Genomic DNA, 17,406 nt, shown 5'->3' with positions numbered 1-17,406 from the left:
GTGGCACGTAAAACACCTATCAACCGTTACCGTAACATCGGTATTGTTGCGCATGTTGATGCAGGTAAAACGACGACGACTGAACGCGTTCTTTTCTATACTGGTCTGTCTCATAAAATTGGTGAAGTGCACGATGGTGCGGCAACAATGGACTGGATGGAGCAAGAGCAAGAGCGCGGTATTACGATAACTTCAGCAGCAACAACTTGCTTCTGGAGTGGGATGAATAAACAGTTTGAGCATCACCGTATTAATATTATTGATACGCCTGGGCACGTAGATTTTACTATTGAAGTAGAGCGTTCTTTGCGTGTTCTGGATGGTGCTGTTGTTGTGCTTTGTGGTTCTTCGGGTGTGCAGCCTCAAACTGAGACGGTTTGGCGTCAAGCAAACAAGTATGAAGTTCCTCGTATGGTGTTCGTCAATAAGATGGACCGTACAGGGGCTGATTATTTGTGGGTTGTGCGTCAGTTAAAAACTCGTCTTGGTGCGAACGCTATCCCAATTCAAATGAATATCGGCGCTGAAGAAGACTTCAGGGGCGTGATTGATTTGATGTTGATGAAAGCTGTGATGTGGAATGAAGAAGATCAGGGGATGACTTTCTCTTTAGAGGATGTTCCCGCAGATTTGCTTGATGGTGCGTTAGAGTTGCGTGAGCAAATGGTTGAGGCGGCAGCGGAAGCGAATGATGAGCTGACGGATAAGTACCTTGAAGAAGGTGAACTGTCTGTTGACGATATTAAAAGCGGTCTGCGAGCTCGTACATTAGCTAATGAAATTGTCTTGGTGATGTGCGGTTCAGCCTTTAAAAATAAAGGTGTGCAAGCGGTTTTGGATGCTGTTATTGAATATTTACCTTCTCCGCTTGAAGTTAAGGCGATAGAGGGTACGCTTGAGGATGGTGAAACGGTTGTTAATCGAGTTGCTAGTGATGAGGCTCCGTTCTCTGCGCTGGCTTTCAAGATAGCAACAGATCCATTTGTAGGTACATTGACATTCATTCGCGTGTACTCTGGGATGTTACGTTCTGGTGATGCTGTTTATAATTCTGTTAAGCAGAAGCGTGAGCGCATTGGTCGAATGGTTCAGATGCACGCTAATAATCGCGAAGAAATCAAAGAAGTTTTTGCGGGCGATATTGCCGCTGCTGTAGGTATGAAGTATGTAACTACGGGTGATACGCTTTGTGATATGAGTGATGTTGTTGTACTGGAGCGTATGGAATTTCCAGAGCCTGTGATATCTGTTGCGGTTGAGCCTAGATCTCAGGCCGATCAGGATAAAATGGGTGTTGCGCTGGGTAAGTTGGCGCAAGAAGATCCTTCTTTTCGGGTGGAAACACATGAAGAGACGGGTCAAACAATTATTTCCGGTATGGGTGAGCTGCATCTTGATATACTTGTTGATCGTATGCGTCGCGAGTTTAAGGTGGAGGCAAACATTGGTAAGCCTCAGGTTTCCTATCGGGAAAAAATTCGCAAAGAGGTGGTGGTTAATCACAAATTTGTGCGTCAATCCGGTGGTCGTGGTCAATACGGTCACGTCGTGATGAAATTGATTCCAACTGATAAAGATGGGCTCGAGTTTGTCAACGAGATTGTTGGTGGTGCTATTCCTAAAGAATACATCCCTGCAATAGAGAAGGGTGTTTCGGAGCAGATGAAGAACGGCGTAATTGCTGGGTATCCTTTGTTGGGTATCAAGGTTGTGTTGTTCGATGGTTCATTCCATGATGTTGACTCTAATGAAATGGCCTTTAAAATTGCAGCTTCTCAGGGGCTGAGAAAGGGGGCGGCTGATGCTGATCCCTGTGTTCTTGAACCTGTAATGAAAGTGGAAGTTGTAACTCCTGAAGAATACATGGGGGATGTGATGGGAGACCTGAATCGTCGTCGAGGTATTGTTCAGGGGATGGACGATTCCCCGTCAGGGAAGATTATTCGAGCTGAAGTTCCTCTTGGGGAAATGTTTGGATATGCAACTGACGTGCGCAGCTTGTCGCAAGGGCGTGCAAGTTATGCAATGGAGTTTGAGAAATACGCTGAAGCACCGGCTAGTGTGGCAGACGCGATCATCAAAAATGAAGATTAATCATCATACTTACTAATTCTTAAGGTGTATGTATCATGGCAAAGAGTAAATTTGAACGTAATAAACCACATGTTAACGTTGGTACAATTGGCCACGTTGACCATGGTAAAACAACCCTAACAGCTGCACTAACTCGTGTATGTGCAGAAGTTTATGGTGGTACAGCTGTTGCTTTTGACGGTATCGATAATGCTCCAGAAGAGCGCGAGCGTGGTATCACAATCTCGACTTCTCACGTTGAGTATGATTCACCAGTTCGTCACTATGCGCACGTAGATTGTCCTGGACACGCCGATTATGTTAAAAACATGATCACTGGTGCTGCTCAAATGGACGGCGCAATTTTAGTGTGTGGTGCGACTGACGGCCCTATGCCTCAGACTCGTGAGCACATCCTTCTTTCTCGTCAAGTAGGTGTACCTTACATCGTAGTTTTCCTAAACAAATCTGATTTGTTGGCTGAAGACTGTGGTGGTGCGGATTCTGAAGAATACGCTGAAATGCTAGAGTTGGTTGAGATGGAATTGCGTGACCTTCTTTCTGAATACGACTTTCCAGGCGATGATACTCCAATCATCCCGGGTTCTGCTCTAATGGCGTTGAAAGGCGAAGATGAAAACGGCATGGGTACAACGGCTGTGATGAAACTGGTTGAAACGCTAGATTCATACATTCCTGAGCCAGAGCGTGCAATCGATGGTGCATTCTTGATGCCTATCGAAGATGTGTTCTCTATCCAAGGTCGTGGTACGGTTGTTACTGGTCGTGTTGAGCGTGGCATCGTTAAAATCCAAGAAGAAGTTGAAATTGTTGGTATCGTTGATACTACTAAAACAACTTGTACTGGTGTTGAGATGTTCCGTAAACTTCTTGATGAAGGTCGTGCTGGCGAGAACTGTGGTATCTTGTTGCGCGGTACTAAGCGTGAAGATGTTCAGCGTGGTCAAGTATTGGCTAAGCCTGGTTCTATTACTCCTCACACAGAGTTTGAAGCAGAAGTTTATGTGTTGGGTAAAGATGAAGGTGGTCGTCATACACCATTCTTTAAAGGCTACCGTCCACAGTTTTACTTCCGTACAACTGACGTAACTGGTGCTTGTTCTCTTCCTGAAGGCGTAGAAATGGTTATGCCTGGTGATAACATTCAAATGACTGTTGCTCTAATTCACCCAATCGCAATGGACGAAGGTCTACGTTTTGCGATTCGTGAAGGTGGCCGTACAGTTGGTGCTGGTGTTGTAGCTAAAATCATTAAGTAATTAGATATTTATATCTTGTTGCTTTGATTTGAAAAAAGGCTGCCCGTGTTGGGTGGCCTTTTTATTTTGTGGTTTATTTTGTTTGTTCAGAAATTGGTTACTTGACAACCACTTTTTGAATGGCTAATATTCGCCGTCCTTAAAAAAGGATTGTGGCTTAATAAATGTACAGTTAAGTCATACAAAACATTGTATTTGGAGTTGGAAATGCAAAGCCAAAAAATTCGTATTCGTCTGAAAGCATTTGATCACCGTCTGATTGATGCTTCAACACAAGAAATTGTGGACACAGCGAAACGTACAGGTGCGCAAGTACGTGGACCGATTCCACTTCCTACTCGCAAGGAGCGTTATACAGTATTGATTTCTCCACACGTGAACAAAGATGCGCGTGATCAGTATGAAATCCGTACACATAAACGTGTTCTAGACATCGTTGAGCCAACTGAAAAAACAGTTGATGCTTTGATGAAGTTAGATCTTGCGGCAGGCGTGGAAGTACAAATCTCTTTGGGTTAATAGCTCAAAGTTTGGGGTGCGACAACCGACTGGTTATCAGTCGGCTTATGCACATTAGTGGAATGATCTGGAATGATCAGCCGTAGCGGGTGATAGCCCCATACACAACTGGCAAATGAGGTAAAAAATGACTATTCAATTAGTCGGACGCAAAGCCGGAATGACACGTATCTTCACTGAAGATGGTGTATCCGTGCCAGTAACCGTCATCGAGGTTGAACCGAACCGCGTTACTCAGGTGAAAACAACAGGCACTGACGGCTACCAAGCTATTCAAGTAACTGTAGGTTCTCGCCGTTCGAGCCGCGTTAACAAAGCTGCTGCGGGTCATTATGCAAAAGCGAATGTTGAAGCAGGTCGTGGTTTGTGGGAGTTCCGCCTGGCAGGTGACGAAAAAGAAATCAATGTTGGTGATGAGCTAACAGTTGCTGATTTCGAATCTATCCAGATGGTTGATGTAACTGGTCAATCAAAGGGTAAAGGGTTTCAAGGTGCCATCAAGCGTCATAATTTTAGTATGCAAGACGCTACTCATGGTAACTCGTTGTCTCACCGTGCTCCTGGCTCTATCGGTCAATGTCAAACACCTGGTCGTGTTTGGAAAGGCAAGAAGATGGCTGGCCATATGGGCGCTGCACAAGTTACTACTCAATCACTAGAAGTGGTTCGTGTAGATACAGAACGTAACCTTATCCTAGTGAAAGGTGCCGTACCTGGTGCAGTGAATGGTGATGTTATTCTTCAATCAGCTGTTAAAGCTCGCTAAGAGGGGTAGACAATGAACTTGAATCTAACAGGCTCTGAAGGAACTGTTGAAGTTTCCGATTTAGCCTTTGCTCGTGAATACAACGAGGCGTTGGTTCACCAAGTAGTTACATCTTACTTGGCTGGCGCTCGTCAAGGCTCACGCGCTCAAAAAACTCGCTCTGAAGTAGCTGGCGGTGGACGCAAACCTTGGAATCAAAAAGGTTCTGGTCGCGCTCGTGCAGGTACTATCCGCAGCCCTTTATGGCGCTCTGGTGGTGTGACTTTTGCTGCAAAACCGCAAGATCACTCTCAGAAAGTGAACAAGAAGATGTACCGTGCAGCAATGCGCACTATCTGGTCTGAACTTGTACGTCAAGACCGTCTTGTTGTAGTTGAAGAGCTGACATTAGAAGCTCCGAAAACTAAGCTATTCATAGCAAAAATGGCAGAATTGAATATTGTAAACGCTTTGATTATTTCCAATGAATTGGATGATAATTTATTTTTGGCGGCTCGCAACATTCCTAACGTAGATGTGCGTGATGCAGCATCTATCGACCCTGTTAGCTTGATTGCTTACGACAAAGTGTTGGTGACAGTTGGTGCTCTGAAACAAGTTGAGGAGGCACTAGCATGATCGGCGAACGCATTTATAAAGTTCTGTTGGGTCCACATATTTCCGAAAAAGCAACTATCGTAGCCGAAGGCAATGGTCAGTATGTTTTTCGTGTAACTGGTGATGCAACGAAACCTGAAATCAAACAAGCTATCGAAGCGCTTTTTGAAGTCAAAGTTGAGTCTGTGCATACGTTGAACCATAAAGGTAAAACTAAGCGTACAGTTCGTGGTCTAGGTAAACGTAAAGACGTGAAAAAAGCGTATGTACGTTTGGCCGAAGGTCAAGACATCGATTTCATGGTCGCTGAATAAGGGGAGATAGGTCAATGGCTGTTGTAAAAAGTAAGCCAACGTCTGCAGGCCGTCGTCACGTTGTTAAGGTTACTAATAACGATTTGCACAAAGGCGCACCATATGCACCTTTGCTTGAAAAGAAAAGCAGATCGGGTGGACGTAACAATAACGGACGCATCACTACGCGTCACGTAGGTGGTGGTCATAAGCAGCATTATCGTATGGTTGATTTTCGTCGTAACAAAGACGGTATTCCTGCGGTAATTGAGCGTTTGGAGTATGATCCAAACCGTTCTGCAAATATTGCATTGATTAAATATGCTGATGGTGAGCGTCGTTACATTATCGCTTCCAAAGGTATGGTGGCTGGCGCTGTTGTTTTTAGTGGTGCAGATGCCCCTATCAAAGCAGGTAATACTTTGCCTCTGCAAAATATTCCTGTTGGTAGTACGGTGCACTGTATTGAGCTTAAGCCTGGTAAAGGTGCACAAGTTGCGCGCTCTGCCGGTACTTCTGCTCAGCTGGTTGCTCGTGAAGGTCGCTACGTTACACTTCGCCTACGTTCAGGTGAAATGCGTAAAGTATTGACTGAATGTCGCGCTACCTTGGGTGAAGTATCAAACTCTGAGCATAGCTTAAGAGTTCTTGGTAAAGCTGGTGCTACGCGTTGGCGTGGTGTTCGTCCTACCGTTCGCGGTTCGGCGATGAACCCAGTTGATCACCCACATGGTGGTGGTGAAGGTCGTAGCAAAGGTGGTCGTCACCCAGTTACACCATGGGGTGTACCTACTAAAGGGTACAAAACACGCAGCAACAAGCGTACTGATAAACTTATTGTACGTCGCCGTACTAAGTAATAAGAGGAAACGACTGTGCCACGTTCACTAAAAAAAGGTCCTTTTATCGACCTTCATTTGTTGAAAAAGGTAGAGGCTGCGGTAGAGAAAAAAGATCGTCGTCCAATTAAGACTTGGTCGCGCCGTTCTACTATCTTCCCTGATTTTGTAGGGTTGACTATCGCTGTCCATAATGGTCGCCAGCATGTCCCAGTTATTGTAACTGAAGACATGGTCGGTCATAAATTGGGTGAGTTCGCTCCGACCCGTACATATCGTGGTCATACTGCGGACAAGAAAGCCAAACGGTAATAAGGGGTATTAAATGAGTGAAGTAAAAGCTTCATTGAAGGGTGCTCGCCTCTCAGCGCAGAAGGCCCGTTTGGTTGTAGATCAAATCCGCGGTAAATCTGTTAGCGAAGCGCTGAACATTTTAACGTTCAGTCCTAAGAAGGCGGCAGTAATTGTCAAAAAAGTACTAGAGTCTGCTATAGCTAACGCTGAGCATAACGAAGGTGCTGATGTAGATGACTTGCGCGTTTCTACGGCTTACGTTGATGAGGCAATGACTCTGAAGCGTATTATGCCACGTGCCAAAGGCCGTGCTGACCGTATTTTAAAACGCGGTTGTCATATAACAGTTAAAGTCGCTGACTAATTAGGAGAAACCCAATGGGTCAGAAGGTTCATCCAACTGGTATACGCCTAGGGATAGTTAAAGATCATACTTCTACTTGGTATGCGAACAATCAAAACTACTCTAAGCTACTATTAAATGATCTTCAGGTTCGTGAGTACTTGGAGAAAAAATTGGTCCAGGCTTCTGTGTCTCGTATTGAGATTCAGCGTCCTGCTCAGACAGCTCGCATTACTATTCATACTGCCCGTCCGGGTATTGTGATTGGTAAGAAGGGCGAAGATGTCGAGAAACTGCGTAATGCTGTTTCTGAGATGATGGGCGTTCCTGTCCACATCAACATCGAAGAGATTCGTAAGCCTGAAATGGACGCGAAATTGGTTGCGGCAAATATCGCAAGCCAACTAGAGCGTCGCGTTATGTTCCGTCGTGCTATGAAGCGCGCCGTACAGAACGCCATGCGTGCAGGTGCGAAGGGTATCAAGGTTCAGGTAAGTGGTCGTTTAGGCGGTGCAGAGATTGCACGTGCTGAGTGGTACCGTGAAGGCCGTGTGCCTCTACATACACTACGTGCTGACATCGACTACTCCCCTTATGAAGCTCTTACAACTTACGGCATTATTGGCGTAAAAGTGTGGATCTTTAAAGGCGAAATCTTGGGCGGTATTGAACAAGTGCGAGCTGACAAAGGCGCACAAAAGAAGAAGTCTAAGTAGGGGGTAAGTCATGTTACAACCGAAACGTACTAAATTCCGCAAAATGCAGAAAGGTCGTAATCGCGGTCTTGCTCTTCGCGGAAATCAGGTTAGCTTTGGTGAATTCGGATTAAAGTCCACAGAGCGTGGGCGTCTTACTGCTCGTCAAATTGAAGCGGCGCGTCGTGCAATGACTCGTCACATCAAGCGTGGTGGTAAAATCTGGATTCGTGTATTCCCTGATAAGCCGATTACTCAGAAACCTCTAGAGGTTCGTCAGGGTAAAGGTAAGGGTAATGTAGAATACTGGGTTGCACAGATTCAACCTGGCAAGATGCTTTATGAAGTTGAGGGCGTTTCAGAGCAACTAGCACGCGAAGCTTTCGCACTAGCTGCTGCTAAACTACCTTTGTCCACAACTTTCGTAACGCGTACGGTGATGTAGATGATAGCAAAAGAACTGCAAGAAAATTCTGTAGCAGAGCTACAGGCGACCTTAATTGAGCTTTTGCGTGAGCAATTTACATTGCGCATGCAGAAGGCCACTGGTCAGCTGACGCAAACTCATTTGCTTTTGCAAGTCCGCCGCAATATCGCACGCGTTAAAACCGTGCTAAATGATAAGGCAGGTAACTAAAATGGCAGAAACAAAAGCGCGTACAGCTACTGGTAAGGTAGTCAGCGACAAAATGGATAAAACCATTACAGTACTAGTTGAACGTACAGAAAAACATCCTCTTTACGGTAAGTTTGTACGTCGTTCAACTAAATTACACGCTCACGATGAAAACAATGAGTGCCAGATTGGTGATACTGTTAAGGTCGTAGAAACACGTCCTTACTCTAAGTCTAAGACTTGGAACCTGGTTCAAGTTGTTGAGAAAACAGCGGCTTTATAAGCTGCTTTTTTCCTTCGTGAGACTTGTTATCTAACTTGATTGGAGAGCAGAAATGATTCAAACAGAATCGATGCTTGATGTTGCAGATAACAGCGGCGCAAAGCGTGTTCAGTGTATTAAAGTACTGGGTGGCTCACATCGTCGTTATGCTGCTATCGGTGACATTATTAAAGTCACAGTGAAAGAAGCGATCCCTCGTGGTCGTGTTAAAAAAGGGCAGGTTCTTAACGCAGTTGTCGTTAGAACTAGGAAAGGTGTTCGTCGCTCTGATGGTTCCGTGATCCGTTTTGATGTAAACTCAGCGGTTTTATTGAATGCTTCAGGACAGCCACTTGGTACTCGTATCTTTGGCCCTGTAACACGTGAATTGCGTACAGAGCAGTTCATGAAAATAGTTTCTCTTGCACCTGAAGTGCTGTAAGAGGGAAAGGGGACATTTATGCGTAAGATCAAACGTAACGACGAAATTATTGTGATTGCTGGGAAAGACAAAGGCAAGCGCGGTAAAGTTGTTAAGGTAGTAGACGACAGCCGAGTTCTAGTTTCTGGTATTAATACCGTTAAGAAACATGAAAAACCAAACCCTATGAAGGGTTCAACTGGCGGCATCGTTGAACAAGAAGCACCTATTCAGGTTTCAAATGTAGCCATTTTTAATAGTGCTACTGGTAAAGCGGATCGCGTCGGCTTTAAGTTGAATGAAGATGGTACGAAAGTGCGTATCTTTAAATCAAATAGTGAAGCGATCGACGCCTAAGAGCGAGAATTACAGCCATGGCGAGACTTAAGCAAGTATATAAAGATCAAGTTGTAGGAACTCTTATTGAAGAGTTTAGCTACAAAAATGTGATGGAAGTGCCTAAAATCACTAAAATCACATTAAATATGGGTGTTGGTGAAGCTATCGCAGACAAGAAACTTCTTGAGCATGCGGTAAACGATCTTGAAGCACTTAGCGGCCAGAAAGTTGTAGTGACTAAGGCTCGTAAATCTGTAGCAGGCTTTAAAATCCGTGACGGTTATCCGATCGGTTGTAAAGTGACGCTACGTGGTGAGCGTATGTGGGATTTCTTTGACCGTTTGGTTGATGTAGCTATTCCGCGTATCCGTGACTTTCGTGGACTTAATCCAAAGTCTTTTGATGGTCGTGGTAACTACAGCATGGGTGTTAAAGAGCAGATCATCTTCCCAGAAATCGAGTATGATAAAGTGGATCGTGTACGTGGTATGGATATTACCATTACAACGACTGCTCGTACCGACGAAGAAGGTCGTGCTTTGCTAGCCGCCTTTAGTTTCCCTTTCAAGAAATAAGAGGTAGGAATCATGGCTAAGACATCAATGATTCAGCGCGAAGCAAAACGCACTAAATTAGTAGCTAAGTACGCTGAAAAGCGTGCGGCTCTAAAAGCGATCATTAGCGACGTTAATGCATCGGACGATGAAAAGTGGGACGCATCGCTTAAATTACAAGCGCTGCCACGCGATTCATCTTCTTCTCGCCAACGTAACCGTTGTCAAATAACGGGCCGTCCTCATGGCGTTTATCGTAAGTTTGGTTTGTCAAGAATCAAATTACGTGAAGCGGCTATGCGCGGTGACGTACCAGGTTTGAAGAAAGCAAGTTGGTAAGCAAGTAGAGCACGATCATAATACATTGTAGAAAGAGGGGTGTTCATCAAATGCTGGACATCCCACTCTCTGCTGTGTACTATGCGCGAGCTCTATTTGCTGCACAATGTTTTTAAATTAGGAGCTCTTAAATGAGTATGCAAGATACCCTTGCGGATATGTTCACACGTATTCGTAATGCACAGATGGCTGCAAAGACCTCTGTGAGCATGCCTTCATCAAAAATGAAGGCATCGATTGCTGTTGTTCTACGCGAAGAAGGTTACGTAGGTGACTTTTCAGTAGACGATGCAATCAAGCCGACACTAACCATCGAGTTGAAATACTACGAAGGTAAGCCGGTTATTGAACAAATTAAACGCGCATCTCGCCCAAGCTTGCGTCAATACAAAGGCACTGCAGCGCTACCTAAAGTAGAAGCAGGCCTTGGTGTTGCAATCATCTCTACCTCTAAAGGTGTGATGACAGACCGTGCAGCTCGCGCTGCTGGTATCGGTGGCGAAGTAATCTGCACAGTATTCTAGGAGTTAGTATGTCTCGAGTTGCTAATAGTCCCGTGACGCTTCCTAGTGGTGTAGATTTAACCCTAAATGGCCAAACTGTCGTTGTTAAAGGCGGTAAAGGTTCTTTAGAGTTTAATATTCACACAAGCGTACAGGTGTCTAAAGAAGAAAATGTTATTACCTTCGCTGCGCGCGATGGTGCAAAACAAAGCCGTGCCTTAGCTGGTACAACTCGTGCTTTGGTTAACAACATGGTTGTTGGTGTTAGTCAAGGTTTCGAAAAAAGATTGCTTCTTCAAGGTGTTGGTTACCGTGCTGCGCTTAAAGGCAATGTACTTAACCTATCTCTGGGTTTTTCTCATCCAGTAGATTATGAATTACCTGAAGGCATAACAGCTGAATGTGCTTCTCAAACAGAAATCGTGATCAGAGGCGTTGATAAACAAGCCGTTGGTCAGGTTGCTGCAGAAGTTCGCGGTTTCCGTCCGCCAGAGCCTTATAAAGGCAAAGGTGTTCGTTATGCTGACGAGATTATTCGTCGTAAAGAAGCTAAGAAGAAGTAGGTAGACATTCATGAACACTAAAAAACAATCTCGGATTCGTCGTGCACGCCGTGCGCGTTTGCATATTCGTGAGTTAGGTGCGAATCGTCTTACTGTACATCGCACACCACGCCATATGTATGCTCAAGTGATTTCTCCATGTGGTAGTAAAGTGCTTGCTAGCGCCTCTACTCTTGAAGAAGCTCTACGTGGTACAGCGACAGGTAATAAAGTTGCGGCGAAAGAAGTCGGTACTTTGATTGCTACTCGCGCTAAAGAAGCAGGTGTCACTTCGGTCGCTTTTGACCGTTCTGGCTTCAAATATCATGGTCGTGTTCAGGTTCTTGCTGACGCTGCACGTGAAGCCGGTCTAGAGTTCTAAGGGGTAGCAAATGGCGTTTAATGATCAACAAACTAGCGACCTCCAAGAGAAGCTAGTTCAAGTAAACCGCGTTGCTAAAGTTGTAAAGGGCGGACGTATCTTCTCTTTCACAGCTTTGACAGTTGTCGGTGATGGAAAGGGTAAAGTTGGCTTTGGTCGTGGTAAGGCGCGTGAAGTTCCTCAAGCTATTCAAAAAGCAATGGAACAAGCTCGCCGCAACATGGTTTCTGTGAAGCTTAATGGAGATACACTTCAGTATCCTGTTAAAGCTAACCACGGGGCATCTAAAGTTTACATGCAGCCTGCATCTCAAGGTACTGGCATTATAGCCGGTGGTGCAATGCGTGCGGTTCTAGAAATCGCAGGCGTTCACAATGTATTGGCTAAATGTTACGGTTCTACAAACCCTGTAAACGTGGTTCGCGCTACGATTAAAGGTTTGCAGGATATGAAAGCACCTGAACAAATCGCGGCAAAACGCGGTAAGTCAGTCGATCAAATTTTGGGGTAATGTGTCATGGCGAATAATACCATCACAGTTCAACTAACCCGCAGCCCGATCGGTCGTCTTCCAAAGCACCGTGAAACTGTTAAAGGCTTGGGTTTGCGTAAAGTTGGCCAAACACGTGAGTTGGAAGATACTCCTTCAGTACGTGGTATGGTTAATAAAGTTTATTACATGGTAAAAGTGGTAGGGGAATAATATGTTTTTAAATACACTTAGTCCTGCCGAAGGTAGCAAGCATGCTCCTAAACGTGTTGGTCGCGGCATTGGTAGCGGCTTGGGTAAAACCGGCGGGCGAGGCCATAAAGGTCTTAAATCCCGCTCTGGTGGCTCAGTAAAACCTGGTTTTGAAGGTGGTCAAATGCCTTTGCAGCGTCGTCTGCCAAAATTCGGTTTTACTTCACGTCAAGCGAAGTATGTTGCTGAAGTTCGTTTAAACGAACTTGCTGCTGTAAATGCTGAAGTTGTAGATTTGGCTGCTCTTAAAAGTGCGGACATTCTTGGTCATCAAATTAAGACTGCACGTGTAATTTTGTCTGGTTCAATCGACAAAGCTGTTACTGTTCGTGGACTTAAAGTGACTAAAGGTGCTCGTGCCGCAATTGAAGCAGCTGGCGGAAAAGTCGAGGAATAAATGGCAAAGCGTGGCTCACTACCTGCTGGAATGCAAAACGGATTAGGCGAGCTTTGGGCTCGTATTCGTTTTGTGTTTATAGCGATTATTGTATACCGAATCGGTGCACACATTCCTGTCCCAGGTATTAATCCTGACAGATTGTCCGCATTGTTTGACCAAAATGAAGGCACTATTCTGAGTTTATTTAACGTATTCTCAGGGGGCGCGCTTGAACGCATGAGTATTTTTGCGCTCGGGATTTTGCCCTATATTTCTGCCTCTATTATTATGCAGTTATTGACGGTTGTGAGTCCGCAGCTAGAGCAGTTAAAGAAAGAAGGTGAGGCGGGTCGTCGTAAGATTACTCAATACACTCGTTATGGTACTGTGCTTCTTGCTCTTGTTCAGTCGGCCAGTATGGCTGTGGGCTTGGCAAGTCAAGGGATCTCATTCAGTAGTGGTATGGAATTCTATGCTGTTGCAGTGGTGACTCTTGTTGCTGGTACTGTCTTCTTGATGTGGTTAGGTGAGCAAGTTACAGAGAAGGGGATTGGTAATGGTATTTCCATTCTAATCTTCGCTGGTATTGTTGCTGGTCTGCCATCTGCTTTAGGCCGTTCATTTGAGTCGGCTCGTCAAGGCGATATTAATATTCTTGCTTTGTTGTTGATTGGTATAATGGCTATTGCGACTATTGCGTTCGTTGTTTTCATCGAGCGTGGTCAACGTCGCATTACAGTTAATTACGCTAAGCGTCAACAAGGTAAAAAAGTGTTTGCTGCACAGAAGAGTCATTTGCCTCTTAAAGTGAATATGGCTGGTGTTATACCTCCTATCTTTGCTTCAAGTATCCTTTTGTTTCCTGCTTCGATCGGCCAGTGGTTTGGTCAGGGTGATGGAATGGAATGGTTGCAAAATGTCTCTTTGGCACTGGCTCCTGGGCAACCGCTCTATGTGCTGTTGTTTGCGATAGCAATTGTTTTCTTTTGCTTTTTCTATACAGCGCTAGTGTTCAATCCTAAAGATGTGGCAGATAACTTGAAAAAATCCGGTGCTTTCTTGCCGGGTATTCGTCCAGGCGATCATACAGCTCGATATATTGATGGTGTAATGACTCGTTTGACACTGTTTGGTGCTTTGTACATCACACTAGTGTCACTGATGCCTCAATTCTTTGTTGTTGCGTGGAATGTTCCATTCTACTTTGGCGGTACTTCTATGTTGATCGTAGTTGTTGTTGTCATGGACTTTATGTCGCAAGTACAAAGCCATTTGATGAGTCAGCAATATGAGTCGTTAATGAAGAAATCTAATCTGACTGGTTATGGTCCCAATGGCCTAATGCGCTAAGCGTTGGTTGGAGTTGAACATGAAAGTACGTGCATCTGTAAAGAAAATCTGTCGTAACTGTAAAATCGTTCGTCGTAACGGTTCAGTTCGAGTAATTTGCGTTGAGCCTCGTCACAAACAGCGTCAAGGTTAATAGCGAGTTAGCTCGATGATAGGAAAGGGTGGTTGATTTATGTCCTAAAGATAGGCATAATCAGCCGCCCTCATGAAAGTAAAGTGATGAATTATCATTTAATCATCAATAACAACGGAGTAAAATGAATGGCTCGTATAGCCGGTGTCAATATTCCTGACAATAAACATGCGGTCATTTCTCTGACTTACATCTTCGGAATTGGTCGCACCCGTTCGCGCGCTATTTGCGCTGCTACAGGTGTTACGGAAACTGCGAAAATAGGTTCTTTAAGTGATGATATCCTTGATGAACTTCGTGGCGAAGTTGCTAAGTACATTGTAGAGGGTGACTTACGTCGTGAAGTCAGTATGTCTATCAAACGTTTGATGGACTTAGGTTGTAACCGCGGGATTCGTCATCGCCGCAGCCTACCAGTTCGTGGTCAACGCACCAAAACGAACGCACGTACACGAAAAGGCCCTCGTAAGCCTATTCGTAAGTAATTTGAACGCGTTTCGCTCTAGTTACTAAGTTAATTAGAGCTGAGCATTAAATAGGAAAGTGCAATATGGCTAAGCCAGCTACGCGCAATACCAAGAAAAAAGTCAAAAAGACAGTTGTTGATGGCGTTGCTCATGTACACGCATCATTTAACAATACAATTGTGACTATCACCGATCGTCAAGGCAATGCTTTGTCTTGGGCTACTGCCGGTGGTTCTGGTTTTCGCGGTTCTCGAAAAAGTACACCTTTCGCAGCTCAAGTAGCAGCGGAGCGTGCCGGTACTGTCGCACAAGAATTCGGCCTTAAAAACGTTGACGTAATGATTAAGGGTCCTGGCCCTGGTCGTGAGTCCGCAGTTCGTGCATTGAATGCATTGGGCTTGCGTATCAATAACATCACAGATGTGACGCCAATTCCGCACAACGGTTGTCGTCCACCTAAGAAACGTCGCGTTTAACTGAGGAGACAGATACATGGCTCGTTATATAGGTCCAACTTGTAAGTTGTCTCGTCGTGAAGGTACCGACTTGCAATTGAAGAGCGGTTCACGCGCTCTTGAGTCAAAATGTAAAGCAGATACGGTTCCTGGTGTGCATGGTGCACGTCGTAGCCGTCTTTCTGATTACGGCTTGCAATTACGTGAGAAACAAAAAGTTCGTCGTATGTACGGTGTTCTTGAAAAACAATTTAGTAATTACTACAAATCTGCCGCTCGTCTAAAAGGCGCAACTGGTGAAAACCTTTTGCAATTTTTGGAATCACGTTTAGATAACGTTGTTTATCGTGCAGGTTTTGGCTCTACACGTGCGGAAGCTCGTCAACTAGTTGGCCATAAAGGCATTCTAGTTAACGGCGCTACGGTTAATATTGCGTCTTACCAAGTTAAAGCTGGTGATGTAGTGTCAATTCGTGAAAAAGCTAAGAAGCAATTGCGCGTACAAAGCGCACTAGAGCTATCTAAAGGTCGTGCACCGATCCATTGGATCGAAGTTGATTCAACTAAACTGGAAGCTACTTATAAAGCAGTTCCAGAACGTGCCGATTTATCAGCTGAAATTAATGAGAACCTAATTGTCGAACTTTACTCTAAGTAAGCCGGTAATTAGGATTAAGATATAGGTGGATCTATGCAGCGTTCAGTGAGCGAATTGTTAACCCCACGCAACATTGAAGTTCAGGAAATAAGCAATACTCGCGCTAAAGTAACACTGCAACCGTTAGAACGTGGTTTTGGTCATACTTTGGGTAACGCGCTACGCCGTATTCTTCTGTCTTCAATGCCAGGTTGTGCGATTGTTGAAATTGAAATCGACGGTGTATTACACGAATACAGCGCAATCGAAGGGGTTAAAGAAGATGTAATTGAGATTCTTCTTAACCTGAAAGGAGTTGCGATCGCTCTACACGGGCAGGATGAAGCAACTCTTACTCTAAGTAAAAAGGGTCCTGGTATCGTAACAGCTGGAGATATTCAGTTGGTTGCTGATGCAGAGATTGCTAACCCTGATCATGTAATTGCGCACTTGGATGATACTGCTGAATTAACTATGCAGATCAAAGTCGCTCGTGGTCGTGGTTATGAGCCTGCTGATGCTCGTATTGCTGGCGACGATGAGACTCGTCCAATTGGTCGCTTGCAACTGGATGCCTCGTTTAGCCCTGTTCGACGTGTTGCTTACAGTGTTGATAATGCTCGTGTAGAGCAGCGTACAGATTTAGATAAGTTAGTCTTAGACATCGAATCTAATGGTACGATTGACCCTGAAGAAGCTATTCGTCGTGCAGCGACTATTCTACAACAACAGATTGCTGTGTTCGTCGCCCTTGAAAGCGAGAGTGAAGCGCCTGTTGTAGAAGAAGAGGATGAGATTGATCCAATTTTGCTACGCCCGGTTGATGATCTTGAATTGACCGTTCGCAGTGCTAACTGTTTAAAAGCAGAGAACATTTATTACATCGGTGATTTGATTCAACGTACTGAGGTTGAGCTTCTTAAGACGCCTAACCTAGGTAAGAAGTCGTTAACTGAAATCAAAGATGTTTTAGCACAGCGTGGTTTGTCTTTGGGAATGCGTTTAGAGAATTGGCCACCGGCTAGTTTGAAAGACGATAGCAAAGTTCTAGCTCGCTAGGTCATTGTTCCCTGACCACCGTAGTTTGGTAAGGAATGTAAAATGCGTCATCGTAAGAGTGGTCGTCACTTAAACCGTACTAGCTCACATCGTAAAGCGATGTTTAAAAATATGGCTGCTTCTTTGTTTGAGCACGAAGTTATTAAAACTACGTTGCCAAAAGCAAAAGAATTACGCCGTGTTGCTGAGCCTTTGATTACATTGGCGAAAATTGATTCGGTTGCGAATCGTCGTCTAGCCTTTGCTCGTACTCGTAGTAAAGATGCTGTAGGTAAATTGTTTACTGAACTTGGTCCTCGTTACCAAGCTCGTCCTGGCGGTTACATTCGCATTTTAAAATGTGGATTCCGTACAGGTGACAATGCTCCTATGGCTTACGTTGAATTGGTCGATCGACCAGTCGCGGAAGCCGCTGAGTAATATCAGTTAGTAACAAAAAAGCCGAGCTTACTAGCTCGGCTTTTTTTTGTTTTCTAAAAGTATTAGTGCCAAAAAAAACACCCTATGTCATAGAGTGTTTTTTGTTT

General features: G+C 44.7%; 30 protein-coding genes. All 30 read left to right on the top strand.

Annotation, left to right across the window (positions count from 1 at the left end; all coding sequences use genetic code 11):
• The 30 genes from fusA to rplQ all read left to right on the top strand — a co-directional run bounded on the left by fusA (position 1) and on the right by rplQ (position 17,299).
• A complete protein-coding gene (gene fusA / locus MP3633_RS17970; protein WP_176336547.1) occupies positions 1–2,094 on the top strand; it encodes an elongation factor G in 2,094 nt (697 codons plus the stop codon).
• Between the two features lie 35 nt (positions 2,095–2,129).
• Positions 2,130–3,353, top strand: coding sequence for an elongation factor Tu (gene tuf / locus MP3633_RS17965; RefSeq protein ID WP_176336546.1), 1,224 nt, complete (start codon positions 2,130–2,132; stop codon positions 3,351–3,353).
• Between the two features lie 207 nt (positions 3,354–3,560).
• Entirely contained in the window at positions 3,561–3,872 is a 312-nt protein-coding gene (gene rpsJ, locus MP3633_RS17960; protein ID WP_012071937.1) for a 30S ribosomal protein S10, read from the top strand.
• A 127-nt stretch (positions 3,873–3,999) separates the two neighbouring features.
• Positions 4,000–4,638 carry a 50S ribosomal protein L3 gene (rplC, locus tag MP3633_RS17955; protein ID WP_176336545.1) on the top strand — a complete coding sequence of 213 codons (639 nt, stop codon included), beginning with the start codon at positions 4,000–4,002 and terminating at the stop codon, positions 4,636–4,638.
• Between the two features lie 12 nt (positions 4,639–4,650).
• Complete coding sequence (rplD, locus tag MP3633_RS17950; RefSeq protein ID WP_176336544.1) at positions 4,651–5,256, top strand: 50S ribosomal protein L4; 606 nt, start codon at positions 4,651–4,653, stop codon at positions 5,254–5,256.
• The gene (gene rplW, locus MP3633_RS17945) at positions 5,253–5,549 is read left to right on the top strand and encodes a 50S ribosomal protein L23 (protein WP_112135167.1); all 297 of its coding nucleotides are present in this window, start codon (positions 5,253–5,255) and stop codon (positions 5,547–5,549) included. Before rplD ends, rplW begins: the two co-directional genes overlap by 4 nt.
• Before the next feature lie 14 nt (positions 5,550–5,563).
• Complete coding sequence (gene rplB, locus MP3633_RS17940; protein ID WP_112135165.1) at positions 5,564–6,388, top strand: 50S ribosomal protein L2; 825 nt, start codon at positions 5,564–5,566, stop codon at positions 6,386–6,388.
• A gap of 15 nt (positions 6,389–6,403) precedes the next feature.
• Positions 6,404–6,679, top strand: coding sequence for a 30S ribosomal protein S19 (gene rpsS / locus MP3633_RS17935; RefSeq protein WP_112135163.1), 276 nt, complete (start codon positions 6,404–6,406; stop codon positions 6,677–6,679).
• A 13-nt stretch (positions 6,680–6,692) separates the two neighbouring features.
• A complete protein-coding gene (gene rplV / locus MP3633_RS17930) occupies positions 6,693–7,025 on the top strand; it encodes a 50S ribosomal protein L22 (RefSeq protein WP_012071931.1) in 333 nt (110 codons plus the stop codon).
• A 14-nt stretch (positions 7,026–7,039) separates the two neighbouring features.
• The gene (gene rpsC / locus MP3633_RS17925) at positions 7,040–7,720 is read left to right on the top strand and encodes a 30S ribosomal protein S3 (RefSeq protein WP_176336543.1); all 681 of its coding nucleotides are present in this window, start codon (positions 7,040–7,042) and stop codon (positions 7,718–7,720) included.
• A gap of 10 nt (positions 7,721–7,730) precedes the next feature.
• Positions 7,731–8,144 (top strand): 50S ribosomal protein L16, encoded by a 414-nt coding sequence (gene rplP / locus MP3633_RS17920; RefSeq protein ID WP_024023522.1) that lies wholly within the window; start codon positions 7,731–7,733, stop codon positions 8,142–8,144.
• On the top strand, positions 8,145–8,336 hold the full coding sequence (gene rpmC / locus MP3633_RS17915) for a 50S ribosomal protein L29 (protein ID WP_112135159.1): 192 nt from the start codon (positions 8,145–8,147) through the stop codon (positions 8,334–8,336).
• Position 8,337: 1 nt separating this feature from the next.
• A complete protein-coding gene (rpsQ, locus tag MP3633_RS17910; protein ID WP_024023520.1) occupies positions 8,338–8,598 on the top strand; it encodes a 30S ribosomal protein S17 in 261 nt (86 codons plus the stop codon).
• A 52-nt stretch (positions 8,599–8,650) separates the two neighbouring features.
• Entirely contained in the window at positions 8,651–9,019 is a 369-nt protein-coding gene (rplN, locus tag MP3633_RS17905; RefSeq protein ID WP_112135157.1) for a 50S ribosomal protein L14, read from the top strand.
• 18 nt (positions 9,020–9,037) lie between these two features.
• Positions 9,038–9,355: a 50S ribosomal protein L24 gene (rplX, locus tag MP3633_RS17900; protein ID WP_112135155.1), complete on the top strand. Its 318-nt coding sequence runs from the start codon at positions 9,038–9,040 to the stop codon at positions 9,353–9,355.
• A gap of 17 nt (positions 9,356–9,372) precedes the next feature.
• Positions 9,373–9,912: a 50S ribosomal protein L5 gene (gene rplE, locus MP3633_RS17895; protein ID WP_112135153.1), complete on the top strand. Its 540-nt coding sequence runs from the start codon at positions 9,373–9,375 to the stop codon at positions 9,910–9,912.
• Positions 9,913–9,924: 12 nt separating this feature from the next.
• Positions 9,925–10,230, top strand: a complete 306-nt coding sequence (gene rpsN / locus MP3633_RS17890) for a 30S ribosomal protein S14 (protein ID WP_112135151.1) — start codon at positions 9,925–9,927, stop codon at positions 10,228–10,230.
• A gap of 131 nt (positions 10,231–10,361) precedes the next feature.
• Complete coding sequence (gene rpsH / locus MP3633_RS17885) at positions 10,362–10,754, top strand: 30S ribosomal protein S8 (protein WP_176336542.1); 393 nt, start codon at positions 10,362–10,364, stop codon at positions 10,752–10,754.
• An 8-nt stretch (positions 10,755–10,762) separates the two neighbouring features.
• A complete protein-coding gene (gene rplF / locus MP3633_RS17880) occupies positions 10,763–11,296 on the top strand; it encodes a 50S ribosomal protein L6 (RefSeq protein ID WP_112135148.1) in 534 nt (177 codons plus the stop codon).
• A gap of 10 nt (positions 11,297–11,306) precedes the next feature.
• Positions 11,307–11,657, top strand: coding sequence for a 50S ribosomal protein L18 (rplR, locus tag MP3633_RS17875; protein ID WP_112135146.1), 351 nt, complete (start codon positions 11,307–11,309; stop codon positions 11,655–11,657).
• 10 nt (positions 11,658–11,667) lie between these two features.
• Positions 11,668–12,168 (top strand): 30S ribosomal protein S5, encoded by a 501-nt coding sequence (gene rpsE / locus MP3633_RS17870; protein ID WP_112135144.1) that lies wholly within the window; start codon positions 11,668–11,670, stop codon positions 12,166–12,168.
• A gap of 6 nt (positions 12,169–12,174) precedes the next feature.
• A complete protein-coding gene (gene rpmD / locus MP3633_RS17865) occupies positions 12,175–12,360 on the top strand; it encodes a 50S ribosomal protein L30 (protein ID WP_012071918.1) in 186 nt (61 codons plus the stop codon).
• Between the two features lies 1 nt (position 12,361).
• Entirely contained in the window at positions 12,362–12,796 is a 435-nt protein-coding gene (gene rplO, locus MP3633_RS17860; protein ID WP_024023510.1) for a 50S ribosomal protein L15, read from the top strand.
• Positions 12,797–14,128, top strand: coding sequence for a preprotein translocase subunit SecY (gene secY, locus MP3633_RS17855; RefSeq protein WP_112135142.1), 1,332 nt, complete (start codon positions 12,797–12,799; stop codon positions 14,126–14,128).
• A 19-nt stretch (positions 14,129–14,147) separates the two neighbouring features.
• A complete protein-coding gene (gene rpmJ / locus MP3633_RS17850; protein ID WP_012071915.1) occupies positions 14,148–14,261 on the top strand; it encodes a 50S ribosomal protein L36 in 114 nt (37 codons plus the stop codon).
• A 128-nt stretch (positions 14,262–14,389) separates the two neighbouring features.
• A complete protein-coding gene (rpsM, locus tag MP3633_RS17845; protein ID WP_112135140.1) occupies positions 14,390–14,746 on the top strand; it encodes a 30S ribosomal protein S13 in 357 nt (118 codons plus the stop codon).
• Between the two features lie 65 nt (positions 14,747–14,811).
• Positions 14,812–15,204 (top strand): 30S ribosomal protein S11, encoded by a 393-nt coding sequence (rpsK, locus tag MP3633_RS17840; RefSeq protein WP_012071913.1) that lies wholly within the window; start codon positions 14,812–14,814, stop codon positions 15,202–15,204.
• A 16-nt stretch (positions 15,205–15,220) separates the two neighbouring features.
• Complete coding sequence (gene rpsD, locus MP3633_RS17835) at positions 15,221–15,841, top strand: 30S ribosomal protein S4 (RefSeq protein ID WP_112135138.1); 621 nt, start codon at positions 15,221–15,223, stop codon at positions 15,839–15,841.
• 33 nt (positions 15,842–15,874) lie between these two features.
• Complete coding sequence (locus MP3633_RS17830) at positions 15,875–16,879, top strand: DNA-directed RNA polymerase subunit alpha (protein ID WP_112135136.1); 1,005 nt, start codon at positions 15,875–15,877, stop codon at positions 16,877–16,879.
• A gap of 42 nt (positions 16,880–16,921) precedes the next feature.
• Positions 16,922–17,299: a 50S ribosomal protein L17 gene (gene rplQ, locus MP3633_RS17825; RefSeq protein WP_024023505.1), complete on the top strand. Its 378-nt coding sequence runs from the start codon at positions 16,922–16,924 to the stop codon at positions 17,297–17,299.
• Positions 17,300–17,406: the final 107 nt, after the last annotated feature.

This window comes from Marinomonas primoryensis, assembly GCF_013372285.1.
Taxonomy (GTDB): domain Bacteria; phylum Pseudomonadota; class Gammaproteobacteria; order Pseudomonadales; family Marinomonadaceae; genus Marinomonas; species Marinomonas primoryensis.
This window is presented reverse-complemented; position numbering and strand designations above follow the sequence as displayed.